The organism is Curtobacterium sp. ISL-83, assembly GCF_018613895.1.
GTDB lineage: Bacteria > Actinomycetota > Actinomycetes > Actinomycetales > Microbacteriaceae > Curtobacterium.
The window spans coordinates 239,780-264,174 of sequence record NZ_JAGGPH010000003.1; the positions used below are offsets into that span (position 1 = coordinate 239,780).

The 24,395-nt window shown below is 69.6% G+C and carries 27 protein-coding genes and 1 riboswitch; of the genes, 16 read left to right on the top strand and 11 right to left on the bottom strand.

Translation table 11 applies throughout. The annotated features are described in order from the left end of the window. The first annotated feature begins 79 nt into the window (after positions 1 to 79). Both J7E22_RS17830 and J7E22_RS02605 read left to right on the top strand, forming a co-directional pair. Positions 80 to 211: a hypothetical protein gene (locus J7E22_RS17830; RefSeq protein ID WP_285439818.1), complete on the top strand. Its 132-nt coding sequence runs from the start codon at positions 80 to 82 to the stop codon at positions 209 to 211. A 62-nt stretch (positions 212 to 273) separates the two neighbouring features. Continuing rightward, positions 274 to 1,065 (top strand): type II toxin-antitoxin system death-on-curing family toxin, encoded by a 792-nt coding sequence (locus tag J7E22_RS02605; RefSeq protein ID WP_214978557.1) that lies wholly within the window; start codon positions 274 to 276, stop codon positions 1,063 to 1,065. 22 nt (positions 1,066 to 1,087) lie between these two features. Here J7E22_RS02605 and J7E22_RS02610 read toward each other — a convergent pair whose 3' ends face one another. Next, entirely contained in the window at positions 1,088 to 1,570 is a 483-nt protein-coding gene (locus tag J7E22_RS02610; RefSeq protein ID WP_214978559.1) for a hypothetical protein, read from the bottom strand. A gap of 147 nt (positions 1,571 to 1,717) precedes the next feature. Here J7E22_RS02610 and J7E22_RS02615 point away from each other — a divergent pair, with 147 nt between their 5' ends. The 3 genes from J7E22_RS02615 to J7E22_RS02625 all read left to right on the top strand — a co-directional run bounded on the left by J7E22_RS02615 (position 1,718) and on the right by J7E22_RS02625 (position 3,682). Then, entirely contained in the window at positions 1,718 to 2,497 is a 780-nt protein-coding gene (locus J7E22_RS02615; RefSeq protein ID WP_214978561.1) for a hypothetical protein, read from the top strand. 71 nt (positions 2,498 to 2,568) lie between these two features. After that, the gene (locus tag J7E22_RS02620; RefSeq protein ID WP_214978563.1) at positions 2,569 to 3,348 is read left to right on the top strand and encodes a hypothetical protein; all 780 of its coding nucleotides are present in this window, start codon (positions 2,569 to 2,571) and stop codon (positions 3,346 to 3,348) included. 64 nt (positions 3,349 to 3,412) lie between these two features. Further along, positions 3,413 to 3,682: an AlpA family transcriptional regulator gene (locus J7E22_RS02625; protein ID WP_214978565.1), complete on the top strand. Its 270-nt coding sequence runs from the start codon at positions 3,413 to 3,415 to the stop codon at positions 3,680 to 3,682. Between the two features lie 156 nt (positions 3,683 to 3,838). On the opposite strand, the gene J7E22_RS02630 is transcribed toward J7E22_RS02625, so the two are convergent. Further along, the gene (locus J7E22_RS02630; protein ID WP_214978567.1) at positions 3,839 to 4,300 is read right to left on the bottom strand and encodes a nucleotidyltransferase domain-containing protein; all 462 of its coding nucleotides are present in this window, start codon (positions 4,298 to 4,300) and stop codon (positions 3,839 to 3,841) included. A 107-nt stretch (positions 4,301 to 4,407) separates the two neighbouring features. Here J7E22_RS02630 and J7E22_RS02635 point away from each other — a divergent pair, with 107 nt between their 5' ends. After that, positions 4,408 to 4,758 carry a hypothetical protein gene (locus tag J7E22_RS02635; protein ID WP_214978569.1) on the top strand — a complete coding sequence of 117 codons (351 nt, stop codon included), beginning with the start codon at positions 4,408 to 4,410 and terminating at the stop codon, positions 4,756 to 4,758. A gap of 75 nt (positions 4,759 to 4,833) precedes the next feature. Here the strand turns inward: J7E22_RS02635 and J7E22_RS02640 are convergent, their stop codons facing one another. From J7E22_RS02640 to J7E22_RS02650, 3 genes are all read right to left on the bottom strand, one after another. Then, positions 4,834 to 5,121: a hypothetical protein gene (locus tag J7E22_RS02640; RefSeq protein WP_214978571.1), complete on the bottom strand. Its 288-nt coding sequence runs from the start codon at positions 5,119 to 5,121 to the stop codon at positions 4,834 to 4,836. A gap of 284 nt (positions 5,122 to 5,405) precedes the next feature. Continuing rightward, the gene (locus J7E22_RS02645; RefSeq protein ID WP_214978573.1) at positions 5,406 to 6,017 is read right to left on the bottom strand and encodes an HD domain-containing protein; all 612 of its coding nucleotides are present in this window, start codon (positions 6,015 to 6,017) and stop codon (positions 5,406 to 5,408) included. An 84-nt stretch (positions 6,018 to 6,101) separates the two neighbouring features. Then, positions 6,102 to 6,878 (bottom strand): isocitrate lyase/phosphoenolpyruvate mutase family protein, encoded by a 777-nt coding sequence (locus tag J7E22_RS02650; RefSeq protein WP_214978575.1) that lies wholly within the window; start codon positions 6,876 to 6,878, stop codon positions 6,102 to 6,104. A 216-nt stretch (positions 6,879 to 7,094) separates the two neighbouring features. On the opposite strand from J7E22_RS02650, the gene J7E22_RS02655 reads away from it, so the two are divergent. Both J7E22_RS02655 and J7E22_RS02660 read left to right on the top strand, forming a co-directional pair. Further along, a complete protein-coding gene (locus J7E22_RS02655) occupies positions 7,095 to 8,282 on the top strand; it encodes a MalY/PatB family protein (protein ID WP_251008600.1) in 1,188 nt (395 codons plus the stop codon). A 452-nt stretch (positions 8,283 to 8,734) separates the two neighbouring features. Continuing rightward, positions 8,735 to 9,112 carry a hypothetical protein gene (locus J7E22_RS02660; protein ID WP_214978577.1) on the top strand — a complete coding sequence of 126 codons (378 nt, stop codon included), beginning with the start codon at positions 8,735 to 8,737 and terminating at the stop codon, positions 9,110 to 9,112. Between the two features lie 35 nt (positions 9,113 to 9,147). Here J7E22_RS02660 and J7E22_RS02665 read toward each other — a convergent pair whose 3' ends face one another. Further along, the gene (locus tag J7E22_RS02665) at positions 9,148 to 9,636 is read right to left on the bottom strand and encodes a GNAT family N-acetyltransferase (protein WP_214978578.1); all 489 of its coding nucleotides are present in this window, start codon (positions 9,634 to 9,636) and stop codon (positions 9,148 to 9,150) included. Between the two features lie 68 nt (positions 9,637 to 9,704). On the opposite strand from J7E22_RS02665, the gene J7E22_RS02670 reads away from it, so the two are divergent. After that, positions 9,705 to 10,592 (top strand): LysR substrate-binding domain-containing protein, encoded by an 888-nt coding sequence (locus tag J7E22_RS02670; protein WP_214978579.1) that lies wholly within the window; start codon positions 9,705 to 9,707, stop codon positions 10,590 to 10,592. Between the two features lie 16 nt (positions 10,593 to 10,608). On the opposite strand, the gene J7E22_RS02675 is transcribed toward J7E22_RS02670, so the two are convergent. After that, positions 10,609 to 10,860 carry a hypothetical protein gene (locus tag J7E22_RS02675; protein WP_214978580.1) on the bottom strand — a complete coding sequence of 84 codons (252 nt, stop codon included), beginning with the start codon at positions 10,858 to 10,860 and terminating at the stop codon, positions 10,609 to 10,611. Between the two features lie 70 nt (positions 10,861 to 10,930). On the opposite strand from J7E22_RS02675, the gene J7E22_RS02680 reads away from it, so the two are divergent. Beyond that, positions 10,931 to 11,092, top strand: coding sequence for a CopG family transcriptional regulator (locus tag J7E22_RS02680; RefSeq protein WP_214978581.1), 162 nt, complete (start codon positions 10,931 to 10,933; stop codon positions 11,090 to 11,092). Next, positions 11,089 to 11,823, top strand: a complete 735-nt coding sequence (locus tag J7E22_RS02685) for a hypothetical protein (RefSeq protein ID WP_214978584.1) — start codon at positions 11,089 to 11,091, stop codon at positions 11,821 to 11,823. The genes J7E22_RS02680 and J7E22_RS02685 overlap by 4 nt, the downstream gene beginning before the upstream one ends. Here the strand turns inward: J7E22_RS02685 and J7E22_RS02690 are convergent. From J7E22_RS02690 to J7E22_RS02700, 3 genes are read right to left on the bottom strand one after another with little or no spacing between them, the layout of a single operon-like run. Continuing rightward, positions 11,820 to 12,302 (bottom strand): FBP domain-containing protein, encoded by a 483-nt coding sequence (locus J7E22_RS02690; protein WP_214978586.1) that lies wholly within the window; start codon positions 12,300 to 12,302, stop codon positions 11,820 to 11,822. The genes J7E22_RS02685 and J7E22_RS02690 overlap by 4 nt on opposite strands. A gap of 36 nt (positions 12,303 to 12,338) precedes the next feature. Further along, a complete protein-coding gene (locus tag J7E22_RS02695; protein WP_214978588.1) occupies positions 12,339 to 13,076 on the bottom strand; it encodes a M56 family metallopeptidase in 738 nt (245 codons plus the stop codon). Between the two features lie 14 nt (positions 13,077 to 13,090). After that, positions 13,091 to 13,465 carry a BlaI/MecI/CopY family transcriptional regulator gene (locus tag J7E22_RS02700; RefSeq protein ID WP_214978590.1) on the bottom strand — a complete coding sequence of 125 codons (375 nt, stop codon included), beginning with the start codon at positions 13,463 to 13,465 and terminating at the stop codon, positions 13,091 to 13,093. A gap of 203 nt (positions 13,466 to 13,668) precedes the next feature. After that, a riboswitch (glycine riboswitch) is annotated at positions 13,669 to 13,790 on the top strand. Positions 13,791 to 13,839: 49 nt separating this feature from the next. Here J7E22_RS02700 and gcvT point away from each other — a divergent pair. From gcvT to gcvP, 3 genes are read left to right on the top strand one after another with little or no spacing between them, the layout of a single operon-like run. Further along, positions 13,840 to 14,955, top strand: a complete 1,116-nt coding sequence (gene gcvT, locus J7E22_RS02705; RefSeq protein WP_251008601.1) for a glycine cleavage system aminomethyltransferase GcvT — start codon at positions 13,840 to 13,842, stop codon at positions 14,953 to 14,955. Between the two features lie 4 nt (positions 14,956 to 14,959). After that, positions 14,960 to 15,337 carry a glycine cleavage system protein GcvH gene (gene gcvH, locus J7E22_RS02710; protein ID WP_214978592.1) on the top strand — a complete coding sequence of 126 codons (378 nt, stop codon included), beginning with the start codon at positions 14,960 to 14,962 and terminating at the stop codon, positions 15,335 to 15,337. Next, a complete protein-coding gene (gene gcvP / locus J7E22_RS02715) occupies positions 15,334 to 18,288 on the top strand; it encodes an aminomethyl-transferring glycine dehydrogenase (RefSeq protein WP_214978594.1) in 2,955 nt (984 codons plus the stop codon). Before gcvH ends, gcvP begins: the two co-directional genes overlap by 4 nt. 245 nt (positions 18,289 to 18,533) lie before the next feature. Here gcvP and J7E22_RS02720 read toward each other — a convergent pair whose 3' ends face one another. Then, entirely contained in the window at positions 18,534 to 20,528 is a 1,995-nt protein-coding gene (locus J7E22_RS02720) for a S9 family peptidase (RefSeq protein WP_214978596.1), read from the bottom strand. Positions 20,529 to 20,838: 310 nt separating this feature from the next. Here J7E22_RS02720 and J7E22_RS02725 point away from each other — a divergent pair, with 310 nt between their 5' ends. After that, positions 20,839 to 22,599: an ABC transporter family substrate-binding protein gene (locus J7E22_RS02725; protein WP_308159120.1), complete on the top strand. Its 1,761-nt coding sequence runs from the start codon at positions 20,839 to 20,841 to the stop codon at positions 22,597 to 22,599. A gap of 240 nt (positions 22,600 to 22,839) precedes the next feature. Beyond that, positions 22,840 to 24,363 carry an ABC transporter permease subunit gene (locus tag J7E22_RS02730; protein WP_214978599.1) on the top strand — a complete coding sequence of 508 codons (1,524 nt, stop codon included), beginning with the start codon at positions 22,840 to 22,842 and terminating at the stop codon, positions 24,361 to 24,363. The last annotated feature ends 32 nt before the right edge of the window (positions 24,364 to 24,395 follow it).

Genomic DNA, 24,395 nt, shown 5'->3' on the forward strand with positions numbered 1-24,395 from the left:
CCTGAGGGGCATCCTTCTGTCTGGCTGGTTGCGCCGTCCTGCCCTAGTACAACCCAGCATGTACGGGTACCGTGTGCCCATGCAGTCCACCAGAGCCGAACCGAAGCAGGCGGACGTCCAGCTGGACGGACAAGCTCCGGACGAGGAAGTCATGAAGCTCGCGTCGCTCATCATCCGTGAGGATGCGGAGCTTCTGCGCCGACTGGCGTGACAACTCGAAGGATCAGCCTCGAGGCTGCGCGCCAGATTGCGTTGCAAGTCGGCGGCGGGGCGATGACTGACGAGGGAGGGGTCCGAGGGATTCTTGCTCGGCCCTTCTCTGGTCATATCGATGGTGAGTTCTTCCCGACTCTCTGGGATAAGGCTGCGGCGCTCCTCCACGGTTTCGCAACCACGCAGTATTTTGAAGACGGCAACAAGCGAACCGCCTGGGTGATCAGCCAAACGTTTCTCCGGTTGAATGGCGTTCGTCCTCTTCCGGTGGCCCCAATTCATTCAGAGGTGCTGATGCTAGCGACCGCGGCAAATGCGCTGGAAGTCTCTCACATATCGGAGTGGCTTTTTTCCGAGAGTGGCGTGCGATTCGATGATGTTTACGATGGCCGAGTCGAGTTCATGTTTCTCGCGGCTGGGGCAGAGCATGATGAATCTGGCGCAACGTTAAGTGCATGGGGACTCGGGCTCGCGGGTTATGTCTTGCCGGACTTCGATGGCACGGCTGTAACGCTCCGCCTTGCCGTGTGCACGAGAATCCATTGGACGACGGAGGACGATGGCGTCGACCACGAGGTGACAGCCCGAATAGTGGAGCACGTCGAGCAGGCCGGAACTGAAACGATATTGGCGAGCAATTCCTATTCACAAATGCCTGTCATTCAGAGCGGGCATCAATATCAGAAAAGCGAGCGGATACCTGCCCTCGTGCGGATGTATCTAGAACCGGAGTTTGTCAAAGTAGGTAGCTACGAGGTGCAGCTATTGATCGACGGAGAGCTGGCTGCTACGAAGACGTTCGCTTTCAACGCCTGGGAATCGCAAGATTTGGATGGCCCCATCGGGGAATAAGCGAGGGCCGAAGGGACTTTTTCTAGCCGATGGTGAGCTGGATGCCGTCCGTCAGGTCACCGCGAGTGAAAGACCGTTCCCCGCGGGCTTCGTTGCCGGCGTGCACCGAGTAGATCTTGGACCCTAACGGGACGTCCTTGATGCGGAACGGGTACTCGCATCGGGACTCGTAGAGCTTCGTGCTGCCAGTCGGCCCTTTGACGAGTAGACCGTCACCGAGGTCGCCGATCGCAACCTTCTTATCTGAGGCGTCCGAGACGACTACCTGCGCGCCAGACGTGATGTCGTCGTAGCCATCGCGAGACACGCACGCCTCACCCAACGTCGCTCCATCGCCGCCTTGTGCCGCGATGGTTGCGCTGATGTCGATCGGAACAGATATCGTCCCGCTCGCTACGAAAGCCGTCGGTGTCGGAGTCGACTCGGCTCCGATGTGCCCATTCACGGCGCACCCTGAGAGGACGAGAACCGCGAGGACGGGTAGCGCTAGAGATGCGGTCTTCATGACCCCGATTGTAGGTTGAGAGCCGGTTCGCGAGAAGCCCTCATATGCGGGACATCTGAGCACGAGTGGCCTGTGCTCGTTGACCCGCCCGACCATCAAGGGCCCCCCGTCTCGGCGGGGAGCGCTCGGTCCTGTTACGGTCCAGACGTGAGCTTGCTCTTTGGACCCAAGGTGAACCAGGTCGGCGTTGTCGCTGAAATCAGACCGATGCTGTTCGACATCGAGGTTGTGGCAGAAGTATGTGCCGTGCTGAAGCGGCACCTAGCGGACGCAGATGCGCGGCATATTGCGGCCCACGCTGGACCGTCGCCGAGCACCCCTCTACCGTCTACGGCTGAGCCGATCACGGTCGAGCTGTCTGCTCGGACACCGGAAGAGCGGACAGAAATCGTGCCCATGAACGAGGTCGTCAAGCTCTCGCGAATGGCGAGAAAGAGACTGGCCGTTACTGGCGGGGGTGCTCGTATTGATTTCCGCGCGGACCAGGCCCCAGTCGTGTACGTCAACGCGGGCGTTGGCTTCGATGCTGCAGAAGCAGCCGAGCTTACAACGGAACTAACTCAGCTCTTGATCCGAGAAGGACGCGCCCGCCCTCAATGGCGGAGATGGGCGCTCGGCTTGCCGATCTTCCTGTTCGTGGTCATCGTCGCGGCCTGGGTTTGGGTCTGCGTCGCAGAGACACCGCCGCTGCCGCTCTTGGTATTTGGCACGCTCATCACAGCATCCGTTGGCGTAGGAAGCGTTGCCATGTCCCGGTGGCAGCGCAGACGCGTGCACCGCTCCGGAACTGGGCATCGATTCCGCGAATCGTCTCGTGAAAAACTTCGTGACGCATTGGCCCAGTGGAAAGTAAATGGGCTGGTCGCCCTGATTGGCGCGATTATCGGTGCTATTGGTACCTACTACGCCACGATCGGCGCGAGTTGAGTCAAATGCGCGTTGGGGAGACGTGGGCGTACCGAACGGGACGGGAGTCTTCCTTTTTCCATGAGGCGGTTGTGCTCGCTGTCGGAGACAAGCGCCCACTCCGTGTCCGGATTGAGCTCCTTGCCGATGAGTGGCAGGGAGAGCGCCGCTGGGTCCCACCGGCTCGCCTCGAGGTGCTGTGGGAGGACCGCCACGAGTACATCGAGTTCGATCGACGGCTCCGGGCTGTTCAAGCTTGGACCCCGGAGCGGCTCGAACGGCGTACCGCAGAGCACGTCTTCATCAAGCTGATCCCACTCGAGATTGCCGAATTCAACGCGGACGTCGGCGGCACCAGCGTCATCCACGACGTACCGGCCACGGCGCGGCTGCTGGGGCTGTCTCAGGACGAGTTGAGGGCAGATCCCGCTGTGCTCCACGACGGTGAGCTGATCGTCCCGTGGCCGACCACAGAGCTCATGGTCCGGACTGCTGCCACGAAGTTCCCCGACAAGCTGCTGACGGAGATCGAGGCCGAGGAACGCAAGCTCAACGAAGACATGCTCAACGGCACGGTGCTTACTGACCTCGAGGGGAACGACCATCACCTAGGGCCAGTCGAAGTTCGCGCGATGTTCGAGAAGCACCGCCGGCCCCACCTCGACAAGCTGCGCGAGTGGATCGGCGTCGAGCGCGCCACCGACATGCTCGAACGACGAGAGCTGCTGATCCGTCTCGGACAGGCCGCGAGCGTGGCTGGCCGTGCCCTAGACGCGCTCGAGCCGTCGCAGAAGCGCATCGTGGCGAAGCTCCGCGGAGAGCTGGCTGCCGCCTTGGATGGCGTGAACACGCTGCCGCCGAGTAGCCCGTAGTCGCAGACATGCCCGATGTCTTGGACATCCCAGCGCCGAGTGGCTGCCCACGTACGTTGCACCCGTGGAAGACATCTCGATCAGCGAAAGAGCCCTCGACGTTCACGGCCTCGCGTCGTGGCTTGGCATCTCCACGGACAAGGCGTACCAACTCGGCAACGACCCCCTGTTCCCGTCCTTTCGTGTTGGCAACCGCCACCGCTTTTGGCCCTCCGAGGTCAAAGCCTGGACGCAGCAGCCACGCGATGCGTGGAAGCAGTCAGCCCGTTCCCTGGGCCGCAAGCGCAAGCGCGATGGAGACGCCCCGTCGCAGCTCCGGCGGATGCGCTCGTAGTCCGCAGCTAGTCCGCAAAACTCCCATCGCGCCGCACTTCGCGCCAACGCTCGACACCATGTAGAACCGCGCAGAATCAACGATGACACCATCCGGCAACAACGGGCACCCGAGATCCGGGATTTCGTCATCAAGGGTGAGTACTGACCGGAGCGCTCAAAGGGGCTCGGCCTCGTCCAGGACGTGCACGAAGTACTCGTCGTCCAGGTCATCGGTCAGGACGTCGACGGCGAACCCCGTGAGTTCCTCGACGGCGTGTGCGAAGCCGCCGAGGTCGAAGAGCGAGGCGTCCGGTCCGAGCGTCACCAGGAGGTCGATGTCGCTCCGCGGGGTGTCCTGGCCACGGACGACGGAGCCGAAGACCCGCACGTTCGCCAGGTGGAAGCGATGTGCTTCGGCGACGATGTCGTCGGCATGCACGACGAGCGGGATGCTCGGGCGGGTCTGCGCGGCAGCGAGGACACAGGCAAGCGTTTCCGGGTCGGGGCGAGCGGCCCCTTCCTCGTACGCGGTCAACGCGCCCTCGCCGATGCCTGCCAGACGCGCGAGCGAGGCCGCGCTCACGCCGATGTCACGGCGCGCGGCACGGAGCAGCGCCGAGGCGCGATGTGTCTGCACGACGGTCTCCTCTCTCCTGGGCGATCAGCACTGCCCTGGCCGCGGAACGCACACCCTGCGGCCCGCGCGCAGCCCGTCGCCCTACCGTGTTGGACGAGGGAGGCAACGTGAAGTACATCAACTACGAGGGCAGCACCATCCTGACCGGTGACCTCATCGCGGACGCGGTGATGGACTACGCGGCAGTTCTCGGTGCGAACGCCCGAACGGACACGGTGGCCGTCCCGGCGGTCGCGCCCGACGGTGCGATCACCCACACGACGGTGCTCGTCGGACCGTCGAGCGAGATCGTGGTCAGCGAAGCGCCGGACGACGAGCTGGAACCCGAGGACCCGGTGTTCATTCGACACCTGCGTGATGCGGCGATGTTCGTCGGTGTCGAGCAGCCGGTGAACGCCGACGGAGGGCGCCGCTTCGTCGGTGCCGACGAGTCGGACGACCACCCAGCGGGGGACTGACCGCACACCAGCGGTACACGCGACGACGACGAAGCGCCACCGGGATTCCCGGTGGCGCTTCGTCGTTCTGGTGGATCAGGCGGCGAGCAGGAGCTCACCGGCCGCGACGTCCTGCGCCTGCAGGAGCGTCCGGCTGGCCTCGCCGCGCCAGGAGCGTCCGGGGACGGTCCAGCCGGTCTCGCCGTGGACCTCGACGCGGGCGCCGGGGATCACGGGGGTGTCGAGGCCGTCGGCGGCGATGCGCACGAGGTACTCACGGCCGGTCCACACGTCCTGGACGGGGAACTCGGCGATGCGGTCGGGGGTGGTCGTCGGAGCCGCGAGTGCGGTTCCGATCACGGTGATGCGTTCGTTGTTCGTCATGGTGCTGTACTTCCTGGTGATTCGGGACCCAGGCAACTCGGTGGCGGCAGGACGTCTCAGTCCGCCGTCCGCATCGAGTGCGGGGCGTGCACGTCGCGTTTCGACGTGCGGCTCGTCCGGTGGGATCGAGCTGGTCTCGTGGGAATGCGGTCCGGGATGGATCGGCTTCGAGACGGGTTGGTGTGCGCGAGTCAGATGGGTTCGCAGCAGTGCACCAAACGAACACTATACGGCAGGACCGACAGAACGTCCAGTGTGGCCCGCGAAGGAACGGGCGACGTCGGTCAGGAGGCCAGGAACGCGTCCCAGCGTGCGCCTCCGGCGGCGACGTTGCCGGACCGGTCGAGGCGGGCTGCGCTGGAGTCAGGCTTCCGACCCGCCTGCTCGTGGACGAGTCCGTCGAACGCCGCGGAGAAGTCGAGACGCGGTACGGCGGCGGTCACCGCGCGCAGCGACTCGGCGGGCAGGAGGTCGAATCCAACGCCGGAGACGTCCAGCGAGGTGGCGACCTCGAGCAGGTGCCCCTCCACGTCCATCGCCCGGTCGACCGCGGTCCACATGTGCCGCTCGACGACCTCGCCGACGCGGCGGGCCCGGACCGCATCCCATCCGGCTCCGACTGCGAACACTGAGCCGACGGCGCCGCCGGCGTCCTCGAAGGGCACGGTGTGGGCGTCGAAGGACGGCGTCACGCCGAGGTCGTGGAGCATCGTCGCGACGAACAGCAGCTCACGGTCGGGGTCGAGGTCGATCGTCGGTGCGAGGAGCGACGCCCACGCCCACGAGCGCAGGCAGTGGTTGACGAGGGCCGGCGACGACCAGGCAAGGACCACGTCGAGGGCACGAGCGGCCACGGGGGAGGGGGGTGCCAGCAGCGCGTCGACGTCCAGGCTCATGGCACGACGCTAGCGCGTCGCGACCACGGGGCGGACGGGAGGCGCGTGGCGGCGCCGCCACGCGCCTCCCGTCCGCCGGTTGCGTCAGTTGAGGGTCGGGGTGTCCTCCGGCACGACCCCGCCGGCGTACAGGTCGGTCGCCAGGTCCCGCAGGGCCCGCAACGCGACGCGCTGAGGGAGCGGGCCGTAGGAGATCCGGGCGACGCCGAGTGCCTGGTACTCCGCCGCGGGCAGGGCGCCCGGCAGGCCGATCACCGAGAGCTTGCCACGGCCGAGCCCGGCGACGAGCCGTTCCACGACGTCCCGCTGGACGGCACCGGGGACGAAGACGAGCGCGGCCCCGTTGTCCAGGAACGCCTTCCCGCGGGCGATCGCGTCCTCGATGCTCGCGTCGATCGGACGGTCGCCCCCGCGCACGATCGCGTCGGTGCGGGCGTTCAGCTGGAAGTCGACGCCCGTTGCCTGAGCGGCAGCGGTGATCGCGGCGACCCGGGCGACGGCCTCGTCGAACGGCCGCAGCCGGTCCTCGACGTTCGCGCCCACGATGCCGGCGGCGATCGCGAGCCGGATCGTCTCGGCGGGGTCCTCGTACCCGTCGTCCAGGTCCGCGGTGACCGGCAGGTCCGTCGCGCCCGCGATCGTGGCGGCGCCCGCGATGGCGAGGTCGAGGGGCATCGTGCCGTCGGCGTACCCGAACGACGCGGCGATCGAGTGTCCGGCGGTGGCGATCGCCCGCGTCCCGGGCAGGTCGCTCACGACCTTGGCGCTGACGGCGTCCCACACGTTCACGACGCGGAGGATCTCGGGGGCTTCGTGCAGGCTCTTGAGGGTGGACGCCTTGTCGGCGGTGCTCGTGGTCATGCCGCCGAGCGTAGGCGGAGCCGCCGACGCCGTCCGGCCGACGCCGTCCGGCCGACGCCGACCGGCCGACGCCGTCCGGCCGACGCCGTCCGGCCGACGCCGTCCGGCCGACGCCGTCCACCCCGCGCCGTCCGCCCCGCCGGACGCCACCCGAAGACGACGCGGGATGACGCGTGGAGTCGCGCCGTGCCTCCCGTCCGATGCATGCTGGGACGCATGGCGCACGACGAGGAAGACCCGGTCGGCACGCTGCGCGGGGTCCGCACGAGCATCAAGTGGACGCGGTACGCGCCCGATGTCCTGCCGCTCTTCGTCGCGGAGATGGACCACGACGTCGCCCCGGCGATCCGGCAGGCCCTCATCGAGCGCGTGCAGCAGTCGGACCTCGGGTACCTCGACGGCCCCGGACCGCTCGCGCCCGCGTTCGCCCGGTTCGCCGCTGACCGGTGGGGCTGGGAGCTCGATCCGTCGCGGGTCCACCTGGCCACCGACGTCAGTGTCGGGATCGTCGAGACGCTGCGGCTCGCGCTGCCCGACGGCGGCCGGGTCGCGATCACGCCGCCGGTCTACCCGCCGTTCTTCGAGCTCGTCCACGAGGCTCGATGTCAGGTCGAGGAGGTTCCGCTGCTCGAGCGGTGGGGCGTCTACCGGCTCGACCTCGACGGGCTCGAACGGGCGTTCGCGAGCGGCGTGGGCGTGTTCCTGCTCTGCAACCCGCACAACCCGATCGGTCTGGTGCACGACCGTGCCGACCTGGAGGCGCTCGCCGCCCTGGCCGCCCGCTACGACGTGCTGGTGATCAGCGACGAGATCCACGCCCCGCTGACGCACCCCGGCGTGCAGTTCACGCCGTTCGCCCTCGTCGCTGAGCCGGTCGTGGCGCGGAACGTGTGCGTCACCTCGGCGAGCAAGGGGTGGAACCTCGCCGGGGTGAAGTGCTCGATCATCGTCGCCGGGGACGACCGGACCGCGGCGCTCCTCGACACCCTGTGGGAGGAGGTGGCGTGCCGGACGAGCATCCTCGGGCTGCACGCCAACCTCGCCGCGTTCACCCTGGCGACCGACTGGCTCGACGATGTCGTCGCCCGGATCGTCGCGAACGAACGGCTGCTCGCGAAGCTCCTCGCCGAGCACCTGCCCGGTGTCGTGTACTCCCGGCCGCGGGCGGGGTACCTGGCATGGCTCGACTTCCGGGGCATCGGACTCGGCGACGACCCCGCGGTGCCGCTCCGGGAGCACGCGTACGTGGCGCTGAACTCGGGGCTGGGGTTCGGGTCCCAGGGGCGCGGGTTCGCGCGGCTCAACCTGGCGTGCTCGCCGGACACCCTGCGCGAGGCGGTGCTCCGGATCGCCGCGGCGTACCCGTCGAGCACGCAGGAGGCGCTGGTCTGGCACACCGCCTGATCGGCGGGCTGCGCGCCGGCCTGGAGGCGCGGGTCGCGTCCGGCGGGTCGGCACGCGTCCGCTCGGTGGTGCTGCTCTGCGAGCGGCCCGTCCTCCACACCTGCGGAACCGTGGAGCGCTGTCCACCGATCCCGTCGTCGCGGACCTTCGAGGTCGCTGGAGCCGACACCGTCGATTCATGCGAGCCCCTCGATCCCCTCTGCCTATTTCCGATAGACAAGCTTGCCCAGTCGCGGTTGGACAGCTACCGTGAAGCGGGCGGTGCTCCTCGAACGCTTGGAACGGGCGGCGCGGGGGAGAGGCGTCGACTTCCGGTTCGACCGCCACGGCGGCAACCACGATCTCTTCCTCTTCGGGGCACTGAAGATCGCTGTTCCACGACATCGCGAAGTACGAGAACGAACCGCGCAGTCCATCCTCCGGACCTGCGAACGAGAGAGGGGCGGCCAGGCATGAGTCGACACACCGTGCGAGCCGAACGGGATGGGCGGTACTGGGTCATCCTGATCGATGGAGAAGTGCGGACCCAGGCGCGGCGCGAGCGCGAGATCGAGATGATGGCGCGGGACTGGCTGTCGTTGATGCTCGACCGAGACGCGGACTCCTTCGAGCTCGACATCGAGATCGCGATGCCCGAAGCAGCTCGTGCGCACCTCGAGCGCGCCCGGGTCCTCCGGGAAGAGTCCGAGCGCACTCGCGTCGAAGCAGCCAGGGAGACAGCAGCCGCAGCGCTCGTGCTCCACGAATCAGGGCTCACGGTGCGGGAGATCGGACCGCTGCTCCACGTGTCGCACCAGCGCGCGCAGCAGCTCGTCGCCGCGGCGCGCTGAGCGGGCCGACGGGCGCCGATCCGGGTGCGGCTCGCTCAGTCCAGGTCGAGCGCCATGTGCACGTCGGCGCGGACGAAGGGGCTCGGCGCGACCTCGTCGTGGCCGAGGTGCCGGAACCCGAACGCCTCGTAGAGGTGCACGGCGCTGGCGAGACGCGCGTTGCTCTCGAGGACGACCCGGCGGGCACCGAGCGTGCGCGCACGCTCGAGTGCGACGGCGATGAGCTGCCGACCGGTCCCGTGGCCCTGGTGGTCCGGCGAGACCGCCATCTTCACGAGCTCGACGACCCCCGGAGCGACGGGGACGATGCCGATGCAACCGATCACGGTGTCCCCGAGCCGCGCGACGAACGCGGCGCCGCCGGGCTCCACGATCTGACCGACGGGGTCCCCGAGGAGCTTCCGGTCCTCGTCCTCCAGCGTGAAGAACCGGGTGATCCACGCTTCGTTCAGCAGGCGGAACGCCTCGGCGTCGGCGGTGGTGGCGATGTCGGTGATCAAGAGGGTCGGCATGACGTCGGGCATAGCTCCATCCTCTTGCCGGGGACCAGTCAGGTCCAATACTCGTTCACGCTGATCGATAGGCTCGATGCATGAATCGGGTACCCGACGTCGACCTCAAGCACCTGCGGGCGTTCCTCGCGGTCGCCGACGAACTGCACTTCGGCCGTGCCGCTGACCGTCTCCGGATCGCCCAGCCCGCGCTGTCGCAGCAGATCCGGCGGACCGAGCGCGAACTCGGTGTCGACCTGTTCGTCCGGACGTCGCGGAGCGTGGCGCTGACGCCCGCGGGTCGGGTGCTGCAGGGACGTGCGCGTTCGCTCGTCGAGCTCGCGGAGCGGGATCTCGACGAGGTCGTGCGGGTCGGCCGCGGCGAAGTCGGTCGGCTCGACGTCGGGTTCGTCGTGTCGGCGCTCCCGCTCGGACCGATCGAGCGCGTGCAGGCCTTCCGCGCGCGCTACCCACTGGTCCAGGTCGGCCTCACCGAGGGCTACAGCTCGCGGTTGCTCGCCCGGCTCCTCCGGGGCGAACTCGACCTCGCGATCGTCCGCGATCCGGACCCGGACCCCGCCGTGCGGTTCCTGCCCTTCCGGTCCGAGCGCTTCGTCGCCGCGGTCCCGCGCGGGCACCGGTTCGCGCACCGAGCGTCGATCCGCGGCGCCGAACTCGTCGACGACCCGTTCGTGTTCTTCCCCCCGGAGGCCGGCACCGTCGCGACCGAGCGGAACACGGCTCCGGTCATGACCGCCGGGCGACGGCCCGAGGTCGTGCAGGAGGCGACGACCTGGGCCACGGTGCTGCACCTCGTCGGCGCAGGGCTCGGTGTGACGGTCGCCCCCGAGAGTGCCACCCTGGCGGCGCCGGACACCGTCGTGCTGCTCCCGCTCGAGGGCGACGAGCACCGGAGCGAGCTCGTCTGGGCGATGCGCGCCGACGACGATCGGGAGATCCTCCGGAACTTCGTCGCCGCGACCGAGTGAGGCGCAAGGGCCCCACTCAGCCCAGGGGCAGGACCGGGGCCCGCTGGTCGCCGAGCTCGTCCTCGTGCCACGGTCGCGACCCCCGCAGGGTGAGTCCGAGTTGCACGAGCACGAACGCCACGTGCGGTTCGACGTCCGGGTCCCACGGCCCCTCGACGCCCAGTCCGAGGGCCCCGAGTTCATCGTCGGCCTCGTCGCGGAGGCTGAGACGCCACCGGCCGTCGCCCTCCTCGGTGACGACCGCCCACCGCGCGCTGCTGAACCGCATCGCGCCACCGTACTGCGGGAGCGCGTGGCCGACCCTGGACAGACTGGGCATCGGTGGCTAGATTGCTAGCATGGTAGCCAGCGCATCGAAGGTGCAGTTCAATGTGTACCTGCCCGCGGACCTGGTCCGGGACCTCAAGCACCGCGCCATCGACGAGGGCGTGTCCCTGTCGGCGCTCGTGGAGCGCATCGCTGCCGCCTACGTGTCCGACTCCGAGGGGGGAACCCGATGACGATCACCGTGCAGCAGATCCAGTACACGACCGAACCGGACGCGTGGCACGCGCTCGCGGTCGCACTCGGACTCGACCCGGTCCCCGGCGGTGACGACTCATGGTCGGAGTTCGCCGGCGACGGCCTCCTGGCGGTGCACCGTGTGGCGACCACCGCGGACGAGCGGACCGAGATCACCCTGCGCACGGACGACCTCGACGCGCTCGCGGCGACGCTCACCACGGTCGGAGCGGTCTTCCGACGCGTCGACACCGACGACCTCGGGACGATCCTCGTTGTCGACGCGCCGATCGCCTGCACCGTGACGACGACGTCCGCGGCCGTCGCGTCGGCGGTGTCGGCAGCGGTGTCGGCGGCGTCCGCTTCCGGATCGGGCCTCACCGTCCTGCCCGTCTGGTACGGCCAGGACCTCGACGGGCCGGCCGCCGTGCTCGAGGCACTGTCGCTCCGACGACGGCTGAGCTCGGACAGCGGCGTCTGGATCGACTTCACGGCCGCGGGCGGAGGTGGCGTGGCACTGCACCGTGCGGACCGGACCGGCGTCGAGCTGTCGTTCGAGTACGGCGGTGACCTCGACGCACTGGCCGCGCGCCTCCGGAGCGGCGGCTGGACGGGGTCGGTCGTCGACGAGGCGTACAACCGGACGCTCCGGGTCGCCCGTCCGGACGGCCCCGACCTGTGGGTGAACGGTCGCCAGGACGACCTGTACGGCTACACCCGGGCGATCTAGTCGGTCTTCGCCACGTCTGCGGTGAAGTTCTGCACGCGCTGCAGCAGCGCTTCACCGCGCATGGCGATGGTGGCCGGCGGGTTGAGGTGCGGCGGCGCCGTGCGGATGAGCAACGGGCAGCCGAGGTCTTCGCAGATGTAGGTCCCGATGGTGTTGCCGTTCCGACCGGCCTCGCCCGCGCGGGCAGCCGAGAACAGACGGACCTGCGTCGCGGGCTGCGGCGAGTGGCAGAACGAGCACATCGCGGCGATCCCGGGGCGGAGGGACCCGCCCGCGGACCGGACGACGATGCCGACCGGTCGGTCGTCGATCCAGGACACGACGTACCCGCGGCGCGCGGCCTGCGGGTCACGCCAGCCGAGGAACTCACGGTCGTCCCAGAGCGTCTCGTGCAGCCCGGGGATGGGCAGCTGCGCGAGCTCTTCGGGGGTCGCGTTGACGAACGACGAACGGATGTCTGCTTCGGTCAGTGGCTTCACGGTCCCATCACCATATGCCCCGCCACCGACGCGGGCCTACTGCAGCCGGGAGGCGCGGATCACCGCGAGCGCGCTCGTCTCGTCGGCGACGAGCAACGCCCGGCGGACCGCGTCGCGGCTCACGCGCCGCGCCGCGGCGTCGTCGGCCGCGAACTCCACGAGGACGCGCGTGGAGCGCGCCATGGCGCGCGCCCCCGGTACCCACGGGACCGCACGCTCGATCGACTCGGCGATCCCGACGGCGACCGCGTGGTGCTGGGACAGGTGGGCGCGTTCGTGGGCGACCACGGCCTCCAGTTCGTCGGTCCGGAGGCGGTCCGCCAGCCCGGTGCTCACGAGCACGCCGCCGGACCTGCCGGGGACCGCACAGGCGAGCGCGTGGTCCGCCTCGACGAGGGCGACCAGCGTGCCGTCGACCTCGCGGTGGGGAGCGGCACCGGACCGGATCGCCGCGCGGACGGCCTCGTGCTCGGGGCCGGGGCGGACCCGCACGGCGATCACGAACGCGAGCACGGCGAGCAGGGCGACGCCGAGGTTCAGGCCGTGCGTGGGGGAGTCGCCGAGGCGGAACGGGTCCGTGACCGGGCGGTTCGCCACGACGACGAGCGCGATGCCGACGACGAACCCGACGACGCCGACGAGCACTGCGACGGACCACGACACCAGGGCCGTCCGGGGGCGGTCGATCGTCCATGCGGAGCGTGTCAGGACCCGCGGAGCGACGACCACGACCGCGAGGGCGAGTGCGATGAGCACGACTCCGACGACGACCACGGTGCCGCTGTCGATCAGGGACGCGGTCGGGCGTCGAGGGCGCGGCGGAGCACGTCGAGGTCGTCGGAGGCGAGCGACCCGGTGAACTGCAGCAGGGCGGCCTCGCGATCGGTCGCGGCGGCGAGGGCGTTCGACATCAGCGATGCCGTCTGTTCCTCGCGGCTGTTCGCGGCACGGAACGTGAGCGGTGCGTCGTCGTGCTGCTGCCGTTCCACCTGGCCCTTGCGGCCGAGCCGGTCGAGCACGGTCAGCACCGTGGTGAGCGCCGGACGGGGTTCGGGGAACGCGTCGAGGACCTGGCGCGCGGTCAGCCCGGACCCCGCGGACCAGAGGGCGTCCAACACCGCCTGTTCGAGCTGCCCCCGGGGGCGCGACCGCTGTCCTGCCATCCGGGCATTCTACGAGACGTCGAACGGCTGCCCGGTTCACATGCTCGAAACGCGGGATCGGTATGCTCGTGCCCGACAACTGAACACGGCCGCGCATCCGCCGCGGGAGACGCCGAGCACCACGCCACGAGCACCACCGGGCGCGTGCACGGCACCGAAGGAGCAATCCCCCCGTCAATCTCTCAGGTCCCACACCGCAGCGGACAGGCCACTCTGAAAAGCAGACGTACGGTGCCCACCGGGCCGACGGCGTCTCGCCCACGGTGAAAGCCGCGGACCTCACGGGCCGCGGTGAAACTCTCAGGCACATGACAGAGGGGGAGTTCCACCCGACGATGGTCGTCGGGCCCTGCCGATGCCAGGAGAACTCCACGATGCGTTCGTCCCCCCTCGAACCCGCGCACGAAGCCGCCGGTGCCACCTTCACCGACTTCGCCGGGTACCGCATGCCCGTGCGCTACTCGTCCGACCTCGCCGAGCACCACGCCGTCCGTCAGGCCGCCGGTGTGTTCGACCTGTCGCACATGGCCGAGATCGGTGTGACCGGTCCCGACGCGGTCGCGTTCCTCGACCACGCGCTCGCCGGCTCGTTCGGCGCGATGACCGTCGGTCGTGCGAAGTACTCGCTCCTGCTCGCGCCGGACGGCGGGATCCTCGACGACCTCGTCGTCTACCGGACGGACGAGCACGTCTTCCTCGTCGTCGCGAACGCCGGCAACCGCGACGTCGCGGTGACCGCGTTGACCGCGCGTGCGAACGGGTTCGACGTGCTGGTCTCGGACGACTCCGACACCACTGCGCTCGTCGCGATCCAGGGCCCGGCCGCTGCGGGCACGCTCGACGCGCTCATCGTCGCCGACCGGCTGCAGCCCGAGACCCCGCTCGACGAGCTGCGGTACTACCGGGTGCTGCACGCGACCTTCGACGACGCCGACGTGCTCATCGCACGGACCGGCTACACGGGCGAGGACGGGTTCGAGATCTACTGCGACCCGGCCGCCGCAACGGCGATCTGGGACGCGCTGCTCGAGGCCGGTGCCGACCGTGGAGTGGTGCCCGCCGGGCTCGCCGCCCGGGACACCCTGCGGCTCGAGGCCGGGATGCCGCTGTACGGACACGAGCTCGACACGAGCGTCCGCCCCGCCCAGGCCGGCCTCGGGCGCGTCGTCGCGGCCGAGGGCACCTTCGTCGGGCAGGACGGCGTCGAACCGGCCCCCGACGCCCGGGTGCTCGTCGGCCTCGTCACCGAGGGCCGCCGTGCTCCCCGCGCCGGGTACGAGGTCCTGCTCGACGGCGCGGTCGTCGGCGTCGTCACGTCCGGCGCGCTCTCGCCGACGCTCGGCCACCCCGTCGCGATGGCGTACGTCGAGCCCACCGCCGTCGCCGCCGCGACCGACGGGGGACAGGTCCTCCACATCGACGTCCGCGGGACAGCGATCCCCAGCACCGTCACCGCGTTCCCCTTCTACCGCCGCCCTCAGAAAGGCTGAGCCCATGACCGACCAGACCGCACTCCACTACACCGCGGACCACGAGTGGCTGCTCGTCGAGGGCGACACCGTCACCGTCGGCATCACGGACCACGCCGCCGAGCAGCTCGGGGACGTCGTCTACGTCGAGCTCCCCGCCGTCGGCACCGCGACCACCGCCGGCGACCAGATCGGCGAGATCGAGTCCACCAAGAGCGTGGGCGAGCTGTTCGCGCCCGTCAGCGGCGAGGTCGTCGCCGTGAACGACGCCGTCGTGGACGCACCCGACACCGTCAACCAGGACCCGTTCGGCACCGGGTGGCTCGTCAAGCTCACCCTCGGTGACGCCGGCCTGCCCGACGGTCTGCTCGACCACGACGCGTACCGGGCGTCCATCGCATGACCGCCCGCGACCAGCTGTCCACGGACACGGACACGGACAACCTCCAGACGACCTTCGCCGACCGGCACATCGGGACGACCTCGGCCGACCAGCGCCTCATGCTCGAAGCCGTCGGGCAGCCCTCCCTCGACGCCCTCGTCCGTGCTGCCATCCCCGCGGCGATCCACGCGGCACCGGTGACGCGGTCCTCCATCCCGGCCGCGATCGGGGAGACCGAGGCGCTCGCCGAGCTCCGTGCCAAGGCGTCCCGCAACACGGTGCGGCGCGCGATGATCGGGCTCGGCTACCACGGCACGCACACGCCCGCGGTCATCCAGCGGAACGTGCTCGAGAATCCGAGCTGGTACACCGCCTACACGCCGTACCAGCCGGAGATCTCGCAGGGCCGACTCGAAGCCCTCATCAACTTCCAGACGATGGTGTCGGACCTGACCGGCATGGCGACGGCCGGGGCCTCCATGCTCGACGAGGGCACCGCCGTGGTGGAGGGGATGCTCCTCGCCCGCCGCGCCTCCAAGGTCAAGGGGGACGCGTTCCTCGTGGACACCGACCTGCTGCCGCAGACCCGGGCGCTGCTCGACCACCGGTCCGACGCCGTGGGCATCGAACTCCGTGGGTTCGACGTCGCGGCCGGCCCGACGGACGACCAGCTCGTCGGCGCGTTCGGCGTCGTCCTGCAGTACCCGGGCGCCTCCGGTCGCATCGTCGACCCGACCCGCACCATCGAGCGCGTCCACGCCGCCGGCGGCATCGCGGTCGTCGCGGCGGACCTGCTCGCGATGACGCTGCTCGCCAGCCCCGGTGACCTCGGGGCCGACGTCGCCGTGGGCACGAGCCAGCGCTTCGGCGTCCCGCTCGGCTTCGGCGGCCCGCACGCCGGCTACCTCGCCGTCCGCGCCGGACTCGAGCGGCAGCTCCCCGGCCGCCTGGTCGGGGTGTCGTTCGACGCCGACGGGCAGATGGCCTACCGCCTGAGCCTGCAGACGCGCGAGCAGCACATCCGCCGCGAGAAGGCGACGAGCAACATCTGCACCGCGCAGGTGCTCCTCGCCGTGATGGCCTCGATGTACGCCGTCTACCACGGGCCCGAGGGCCTCCGCTTCATCGCCGACCGCGTCGCCCGGACGACGTCCGCGCTCGCCGCGGTCGCGACCCGTGCCGGTGTCCAGGTCGTGCACGCGGGGTACTTCGACACCCTCACGCTCCGTGCGCCCGGTCGGGCCGAGGCCCTCGTGACCGCCGCCCGCGACGCCGGGTACCTGCTGCACCTGGTCGACGCCGACACGTTCCAGGTCTCCGTCGACGAGACCACCACACCGGACGACGTCGCTGCCCTGGCCACGGTCCTCGGTGTCGACGACGTGACGGTGCCGGAGACGGAGACGGAGACCGCCGTCCGGGACGCGACCACGGGTCTCCCGTCGGCCCTGCAGCGGACGAGCGAGTACCTGACGCACCCGGTGTTCAGCGCCCACCGCAGCGAGACCCGCATGATGCGGTACCTCAAGCACCTGGCCGACAAGGACTACGCGCTCGACCGCGGCATGATCCCGCTCGGCAGCTGCACGATGAAGCTCAACGCGGCCACCGAGATGGCAGCGGTGACCTGGCCCGAGTTCGCCGCGATCCACCCGTTCGCCCCGCAGGAGGACGTCGCGGGGTACCTCGACATGATCGGCGACCTCGAGACGTGGCTCGCCGAGGTCACCGGGTACGACACCGTGTCGGTGCAGCCGAACGCGGGCAGCCAGGGCGAGCTCGCCGGTCTGCTCGCGATCCGCGGGTACCACCGCGCGAACAGCGACGACCAGCGCACCGTGTGCCTCATCCCGTCGAGCGCGCACGGCACGAACGCCGCGTCGGCCGTGCTGGCGGGCATGACGGTCGTGGTCGTGGCGTGCGACGAGAACGGCAACGTCGACCTCGACGACCTCCGCGCACGGGTCGACGCGCACCGGGACAGCCTCGCCGCGCTGATGATCACCTACCCGTCCACCCATGGCGTGTACGAGCACGACATCCGCGAGATCTGCGACGCCGTGCACGACGCCGGCGGCCAGGTGTACGTCGACGGGGCGAACCTCAACGCGCTCCTCGGGAAAGCCCGGTTCGGCGACTTCGGTGGGGACGTCTCACACCTGAACCTGCACAAGACGTTCTGCATCCCGCACGGTGGGGGCGGTCCGGGCGTCGGGCCGGTCGCGGCGAAGGCGCACCTCGCACCGTTCCTGCCCGGACACCCGTTCGCGCAGCAGGCCGACCGTCGGACCGGTGCGGCACCGTCCGGAGACCCCGACCGACTCGCGCACGCGGGCGGGCCGGTCAGCGCGGCACCGTACGGCAGCCCGAGCATCCTGCCGATCACGTGGACCTACGTCCGGATGATGGGGCTCGAGGGCCTCACCCGCGCGACCGAGGTCGCCGTGCTCGGCGCGAACTACATCGCGGCTCGCCTGCGCGATGCGTTCCCCGTGCTGTACACGGGCGAGTCCGGGCTCGTCGCACACGAGTGCATCCTCGACCTGCGCCCGATGCGCGAGTCGACCGGCATCACTGTGGACGACGTCGCGAAGCGTCTGGTCGACTACGGGTTCCACGCGCCGACCATGTCGTTCCCGGTCGCGGGCACGCTGATGGTCGAGCCGACCGAGAGCGAGGACCTGGCCGAACTCGACCGGTTCGTCGACGCGATGCTCGCCATCCGCGCCGAGGCGTCGGCCGTCGAGCGCGGCGAGTGGCCCGCGGACGACAACCCGCTCGTGCACGCGCCGCACACCGCGGCGTCGGTGATCACGGGGGAGTGGGCGCACGCCTACTCACGGGAGCAGGCCGTCTACCCGCTGCCGGGCATCAGCGGGCGGAAGTACTGGCCGCCGGTCCGTCGGATCGACCAGGCGTACGGCGACCGCAACCTGGTGTGCGCGTGCCCCCCGGTGGAGGCGTTCGCGTAGCGGCTCGGGCCGCCCGGGCCGGGCCCAGCCGGGCCCAGCCGGGCCCGGCCCGGCCCGGGCTGGCTCGCGCCGGCCCGCGGCCGAGCGCCGGCCACGGTCCGGAGCCGAGTCTCTCGGGGTGCGCGACGGAATGCGTGCCCACGGGCCCGCGTCCTGCCGCGGTGCACGAGACCCGGGTCATCGACCACGGCGCGGACGGGAGGCACGGGGCGGCGGCGCCCCGTGCCTCCCGTCCGCCGCGCGGCTCAGCGCACCGGCAGGTGCTCGGCCCACCAGGCGAGCACGTGCTCGAACCGCTCCACCCGGTGCTTCGGGCGTCCGGAGCGGGACAGCTCGTGTCCCTCACCCGGGAAGACCAGGAACGACGCGTCGACCCCGGCCCGGCGGAGCGCCACGAACTGCCGGTGTCCCTGCTCGATCGGGCAGCGCCAGTCCTCTTCGGAGTGCGCGACCATGAACGGGATCGTCACCTGGGACGCGTACGTCAGGGGGCTGCGCCGACGCTGCTCCTCGGGGTCGGCGCCGACGTAGGCATCCGCGAAGAACCAGCCGATGTCCGAGCTGCCGGCGAACGAGTCCCAGGCGTTGACCGCTCGCTCGCTCCACGCGGCGGCGAACCGGTCCCCGTGGTGCGCTGCCAGCCAGCTCGTCATGAAGCCGCCGTACGAGCCGCCCATGATCCCCACGCGGTCCCCGTCGAGGTCCGGGCGTTCCAGCGCCGCGTCGAGGAGCGCCAGGACGTCGTCGACGTCGACCGTCCCCATCGCCCCGATCACGGCGCGCCCGTGCTCGAGCCCGTAGCCGGCCGAACCGCGGGGGTTCCCGATCACGACGGCGTACCCGGCGGTCGCGTACACCTGGGCCTCGTCGAAGAACGCCCACGTGTCCTGCCCGAAGGGTCCGCCGTGGACGACCCGCAGGACGGGGTGCGGGCCCTCGCCGTCGGGCAGGACCACCCAGCCGTGCACGGGGGTGCCGTCCGGCGAGGTGCCGGTGACCTCCTCGATGCGTCGGACACCGCCGGCCCGGGCAGCGGCGCCGAGGTCGGTGAGCGCGTGGCCGGCGCCTGTGTCGGTGCCGGGGCCCGTTCCGGCAGCGCCCGAGGCGGCCAGGTCGACCACCACCGCCTCCCCGGGGGTCTCCGGCGTCGCGACGGTGGCGAGCAGGACGTCCCCGTCGACCGCGAAGTCGGACACGACGGTGTGGCCACCGAGGACGACGGGGAGTGCGTCCAGACCGAGCGGCGCGGTGGTGGGCGTCGGCACGCGCCGGATGCCCACGGTCCCGCGGTCGAGCACCGCGACCAGGACGTCGTCCCCGTGCACGACCGGAGCGCCGGTGACGTGGACGCTCTCGCGCGCGGTCAGCGGGACGGCAGCAACATCGCTGCCGGCCCCGGTGCCGGTGCCGAGCCGTGCGGCCCAGAGCCCCTCCGGCTCCCCGACCAGCTGGCCGTCCGCGTGCGACGCCCCGACGAAGTACACGGTGCCGTCGCCCGCGAACACGCTGGCGCCGGCCGACCCTTCGGTCCGCACGGCCAGCGCGAGTCGGCCGTCGGAGGCGTCGACGCGGTACAGGTCCTCGTCGTGGGTCTCGCGGGCGCCCAGGTCACGAGGCGCGGCGACGAGCAGCGCCGTGCCGTCCGGGAACCAGGTGGGGGCGTCGAGGGAGCACGGGGCGCTCGTGAGCGGCGCCGACACCAGGGCTGCACCGGGGTCGGTGACGTCCACGACCACGATCTGCTGCGGGCGGTCGAGCAGGTACCCGGTGCCGTCGACGTGGAAGTCGAGGCGGCTGATCAGCCGCGGAGCCTCGGCGGCCGGTGTGCTCGCGCCGTAGCGGCCGGGCTCGGGGAACCGGGCGGTCGCCGCGACCCGGGTGGAGTCCGGCGACCAGACCGGCGAGCCGGCGCCCAGGGGGAGCGCGGTGAGGACACGCGCCTCGCCGCCGTGCACGGGCATGACGGCGAGCTGTGCCCGTCGGGTGCCGTGCTCGTCCTCCACTGCGCGGAGGAACGCGAGCCAGCGGCCGTCCGGGGACAGGGTGGGCGCGGAGTCCCGGTCGCCCGAGGTCCACCGTTCGGTGCCGGAGGCGGTGACGCGCTCGATCGTCGAGCGGTACGTGTCCGTGTCGAGGTCGGGCCGGGACACCGCGACGAAGGCGGTCCCGTCGGTGCGGGGGTCACCCACGACGGTCGGTGCGGACGGGATGGTCAGGTGTGGGATGTCGGTGGCGAGCACCCCGCCACGCTACGACCCGCGGTTCGCCCGGCGTTCACCTGAGCGTCCCCGGCGCGTTCCGCGGCGTTCGCGTGCCGCGCAGGACTGTTCAGAAACCATTGCACCGTCAAGCCCATGCGTTGCGTATGACACCGTCCTGACGCAACGAACAGCAGTGTCACGCAACGATCCGCCGTCCACGTTTCCGATGTGTAACAACTTCTCCGGAGATTTTGGGGCCTCTCCGACGTGCACCTATGGTTCTTGCGAACGCGCCGGTGAGCTGTGCCTCCTGGCTGTTCGATCACATTCCATCAGGAGGATCACACCAGTGAACATCACCAAGAAGCGGGGACGCCAGCTGCTGGGCGCCGTCGCGCTCGCCGGGGCGGCCGCTGTCGTCCTCGCCGGCTGCACCACCACTCCGAGCGCAACCGAGACTGGTTCGGCGTCGAACAAGACCCTCACGGTCGCGCAGGTCAACGAAGTCACGTCGTTCAACTACAACACCCCCCAGGGCAACCTGGACATGAACGGCATGATCAACTACATGACCCAGCCGCAGTTCGTGACGCTGGGTTCGGACTACAAGATCACGCCGAACCCCGACCTCGGCACCATGAAGAAGATCAGCGACGACCCGCTGACCGTCAAGTACACGCTGAACAAGGACGCCAAGTGGTCTGACGGCAAGGAGATCACGTCGGACGACCTGCTCCTCGGCTGGGCGCAGGCCTCCGGGTACTACGACTCCGCGACGCAGGACGCCGACGGCAAGGTGACGAGCGGGACGCAGTACTTCTCCCTCGCGTCTGCTTCGCCGTTCCAGACGGAGTACCCGTCGGACATCACCAAGACGTCGATCACGCTGAAGTACAAGCAGCCGTACGTCGACTGGAACCTCGTCAACCCGATCCAGTTCCCGGCGCACGTCGTCGCGTCCGAGGCCGGTACGACGACGAGCGACCTGCTCAAGGCGCTCAAGGACACCCCTGCCGGCAACCCGGCCAAGCCGGCGCCGGCGAACGCGACGCTGAAGAAGGTCGCGGACTTCATCAACACGGGCTACGACAAGACCAGCCTGCCGAGCGACAAGAAGCTGCTCGTCTCGGGTGGCCCGCTCATGGTCTCCGCCTGGACCCCGAAGCAGTCGATGACCCTCGTGCCGAACCCGAAGTACACGGGCAGCCACAAGGTCAAGTTCGGCAAGCTCGTCGTCCGCTTCATCGGTGACGCCAACGCCCAGGTGACGGCACTCCAGAACGGCGAGGTCGACGCGATCCAGCCGCAGGCCTCCGCGGACACCGTCAAGGCCCTCGACGCCGCCTCCGGCGTCAAGGTCGAGGAAGGGTCGCAGGTCGCCTACGACCACCTCGACCTGAACTTCGGCTCGTCGGTCTTCAAGGACGAGAACGTCCGCAAGGCGTTCCTGCTCACCATCCCGCGTGAGCAGATCCTGAACTCGATCGTCACGCCGATCAACAAGAACGCCAAGGTCCTCGACTCGCAGCTCTACCTGCCGGGTCAGAAGGGCTACGAGGAGTCGGTCAAGAACAACGACTCCAGCGACTACTCGAAGGTCGACATCGCCAAGGCGAAGCAGCTCCTGAACGGCGCCACCCCGTCGATCAAGATCCTGTACAACACCGAGAACCCGAACCGCGTGGACACGTTCCAGGCGATCCAGTCCTCGGCCGCCAAGGCCGGCATCAAGGTCGTCGACGGCGGTTCCGCCCAGTGGTCCTCGCTCCTCGCGGGCGGCGACTACGACGCATCGATCTTCGGTTGGGTGAACCCGGGTGCCGGCAACGCCGCGATCCCGCAGCTCTTCCAGACGAACAACTCGGGCAACTACAACAAGTTCGCCGACCCCGAGGCCTCGAAGCTCGCCGTCGCGACGCAGTCCACGCTGGACGAGTCGAAGCTCGACACCCAGAAGCAGCAGATCGACAAGATCGCGTTCGACAAGGCCTACGGTCTGCCGCTGTTCCAGAGCCCGGGGCTCTTCGCCACCGGTTCCAAGGTCAAGGGCGTCCAGTACTTCGGCGGCCAGACCGGTATCTTCTGGAACGTCTGGGACTGGACCAAGTAACCTGACCGGTCACTGAACCCAGCTGGATCTCCAGCAAGAACACCGCACCACCAGCAACAGAACACGAGGGGCGCCGGACTCGACGAGTCCGGCGCCCTCCCGTGAGCCGGGGCCCTTCCCGGCGCCGCACTGCGCTGCCGAACACGGCATCAGTGCGGGACCCACTACCCTTGCTGCTCGGGCCGCCCGATCGGGTGCCCAGCCGCACGATCCACCACACCGGAGAGGCACCCATCGCCCATGGTGAGTTTCATCGCGAGACGGATCCTCGTCTCGGTCCTCATCCTCATCGCCGCGTCGTTCATCATGTACAACCTGGCGGCGATCGCGGGGAACCCCCTCGCTGATCTGCAGAGCAGCAACTCGCCGAACCGCGATCAACTGATCGCAGCGCGGACCGCGGCGCAGCACCTCAACATCATCCCGCCGCTGCGATGGGGTCTCTGGATCACCGGCGTGGGGAAGTGCGTGATCGGTCAGTGCGACCTCGGCACCACGTTCCACAACCAGCCCGTGGCGCAGCTGCTGCCGCAGGCCGTCGGCTCGACCATCCAGCTGGTGACGTTCTCGTTCATCCTGGCGATCGTGTTCGGCATCGGTCTCGGCGTCGTGACCGCCCTCCGCGTGTACTCGGGCTTCGACTACTCGATCACGCTCGTGAGCTTCTTCCTGTACTCGCTGCCGTCGTTCCTGATGGCCGTGCTGCTGAAGTCGTTCATCGCGCTCGACTACAACAACTTCCTGGCGGACCCGAAGATCCCACCGGTGAACCTCGTGCTCATCGCGATCGTCGTCGGGTTGATCGTCCAGCTCATCGTCGGCGGCATCCTCAAGCGGCGGGCGATCGTCTTCGCCGTCAGCGCCGTGGTCACCGCCGGGATGCTCCTGCTCATGCAGGCCATCGGCTGGTTCACGAACCCGTCGCTCGGCCCCGTGTTCGTGATCCTGTTCAGCGCCGGGATCGGTCTGGCGATGGTCGCACTGCTCGCCGGCACGAAGAACCGTCGTGCGTGGCTCGTCGCGGGGATCAACGTCCTCATCGCGATCATCTGCTACTTCGCCCTGCAAGGCCTGCTCAACATCTCGTCGGGCGGCACGATCTTCATCCTGGCGATCGTCACGGTGCTCGTCGGCCTCGCCACCGGGTTCTTCCTCGGCGGGCACGACCGCGGGCTCATGATGCGCATCGGTGCGCTCACCGCGTTCCTCAGCGCCGGCGTGATCCTGCTCGACCGCTTCATGCGCTCCTGGCTCGACTACACGAACAACTACGTGTCGCGCCCGATCGCGACCGTCGGTTCCTCGACGCCAGGCCTGACGGGCGACTTCTGGATCTCCGGGATCGACACGTACACGCACCTGCTGCTGCCGACGATCTCGCTCCTGCTGATCAGCTTCGCGAGCTACACGCGGTACTCACGGTCCGGCATGCTCGAGGTCCTCGACCAGGACTACGTCCGCACCGCACGGGCGAAGGGCCTGCCGGAGCGCACGGTCATCGTCCGGCACGCGCTGCGGAACATGCTCATCCCGATCGCGACCCTGGTCGCCACCGACGTCGGTGCGCTCCTCGGTGGTGCGATCATCACGGAGAACGTGTTCGCGATCTCCGGCATGGGCAACCTGTTCAACTCCGGACTGTCGATCACCGACGTGAACCCGGTGATGGGGTACTTCCTCGTCATCGCGATCACGGCCATCGCGTTCAACTTCCTCGCCGACCTGGCCTACTCGGCACTCGACCCGCGGGTGCGCGTCCGATGACCGGTCGCACCCACCGCAACGACGCAGGACGC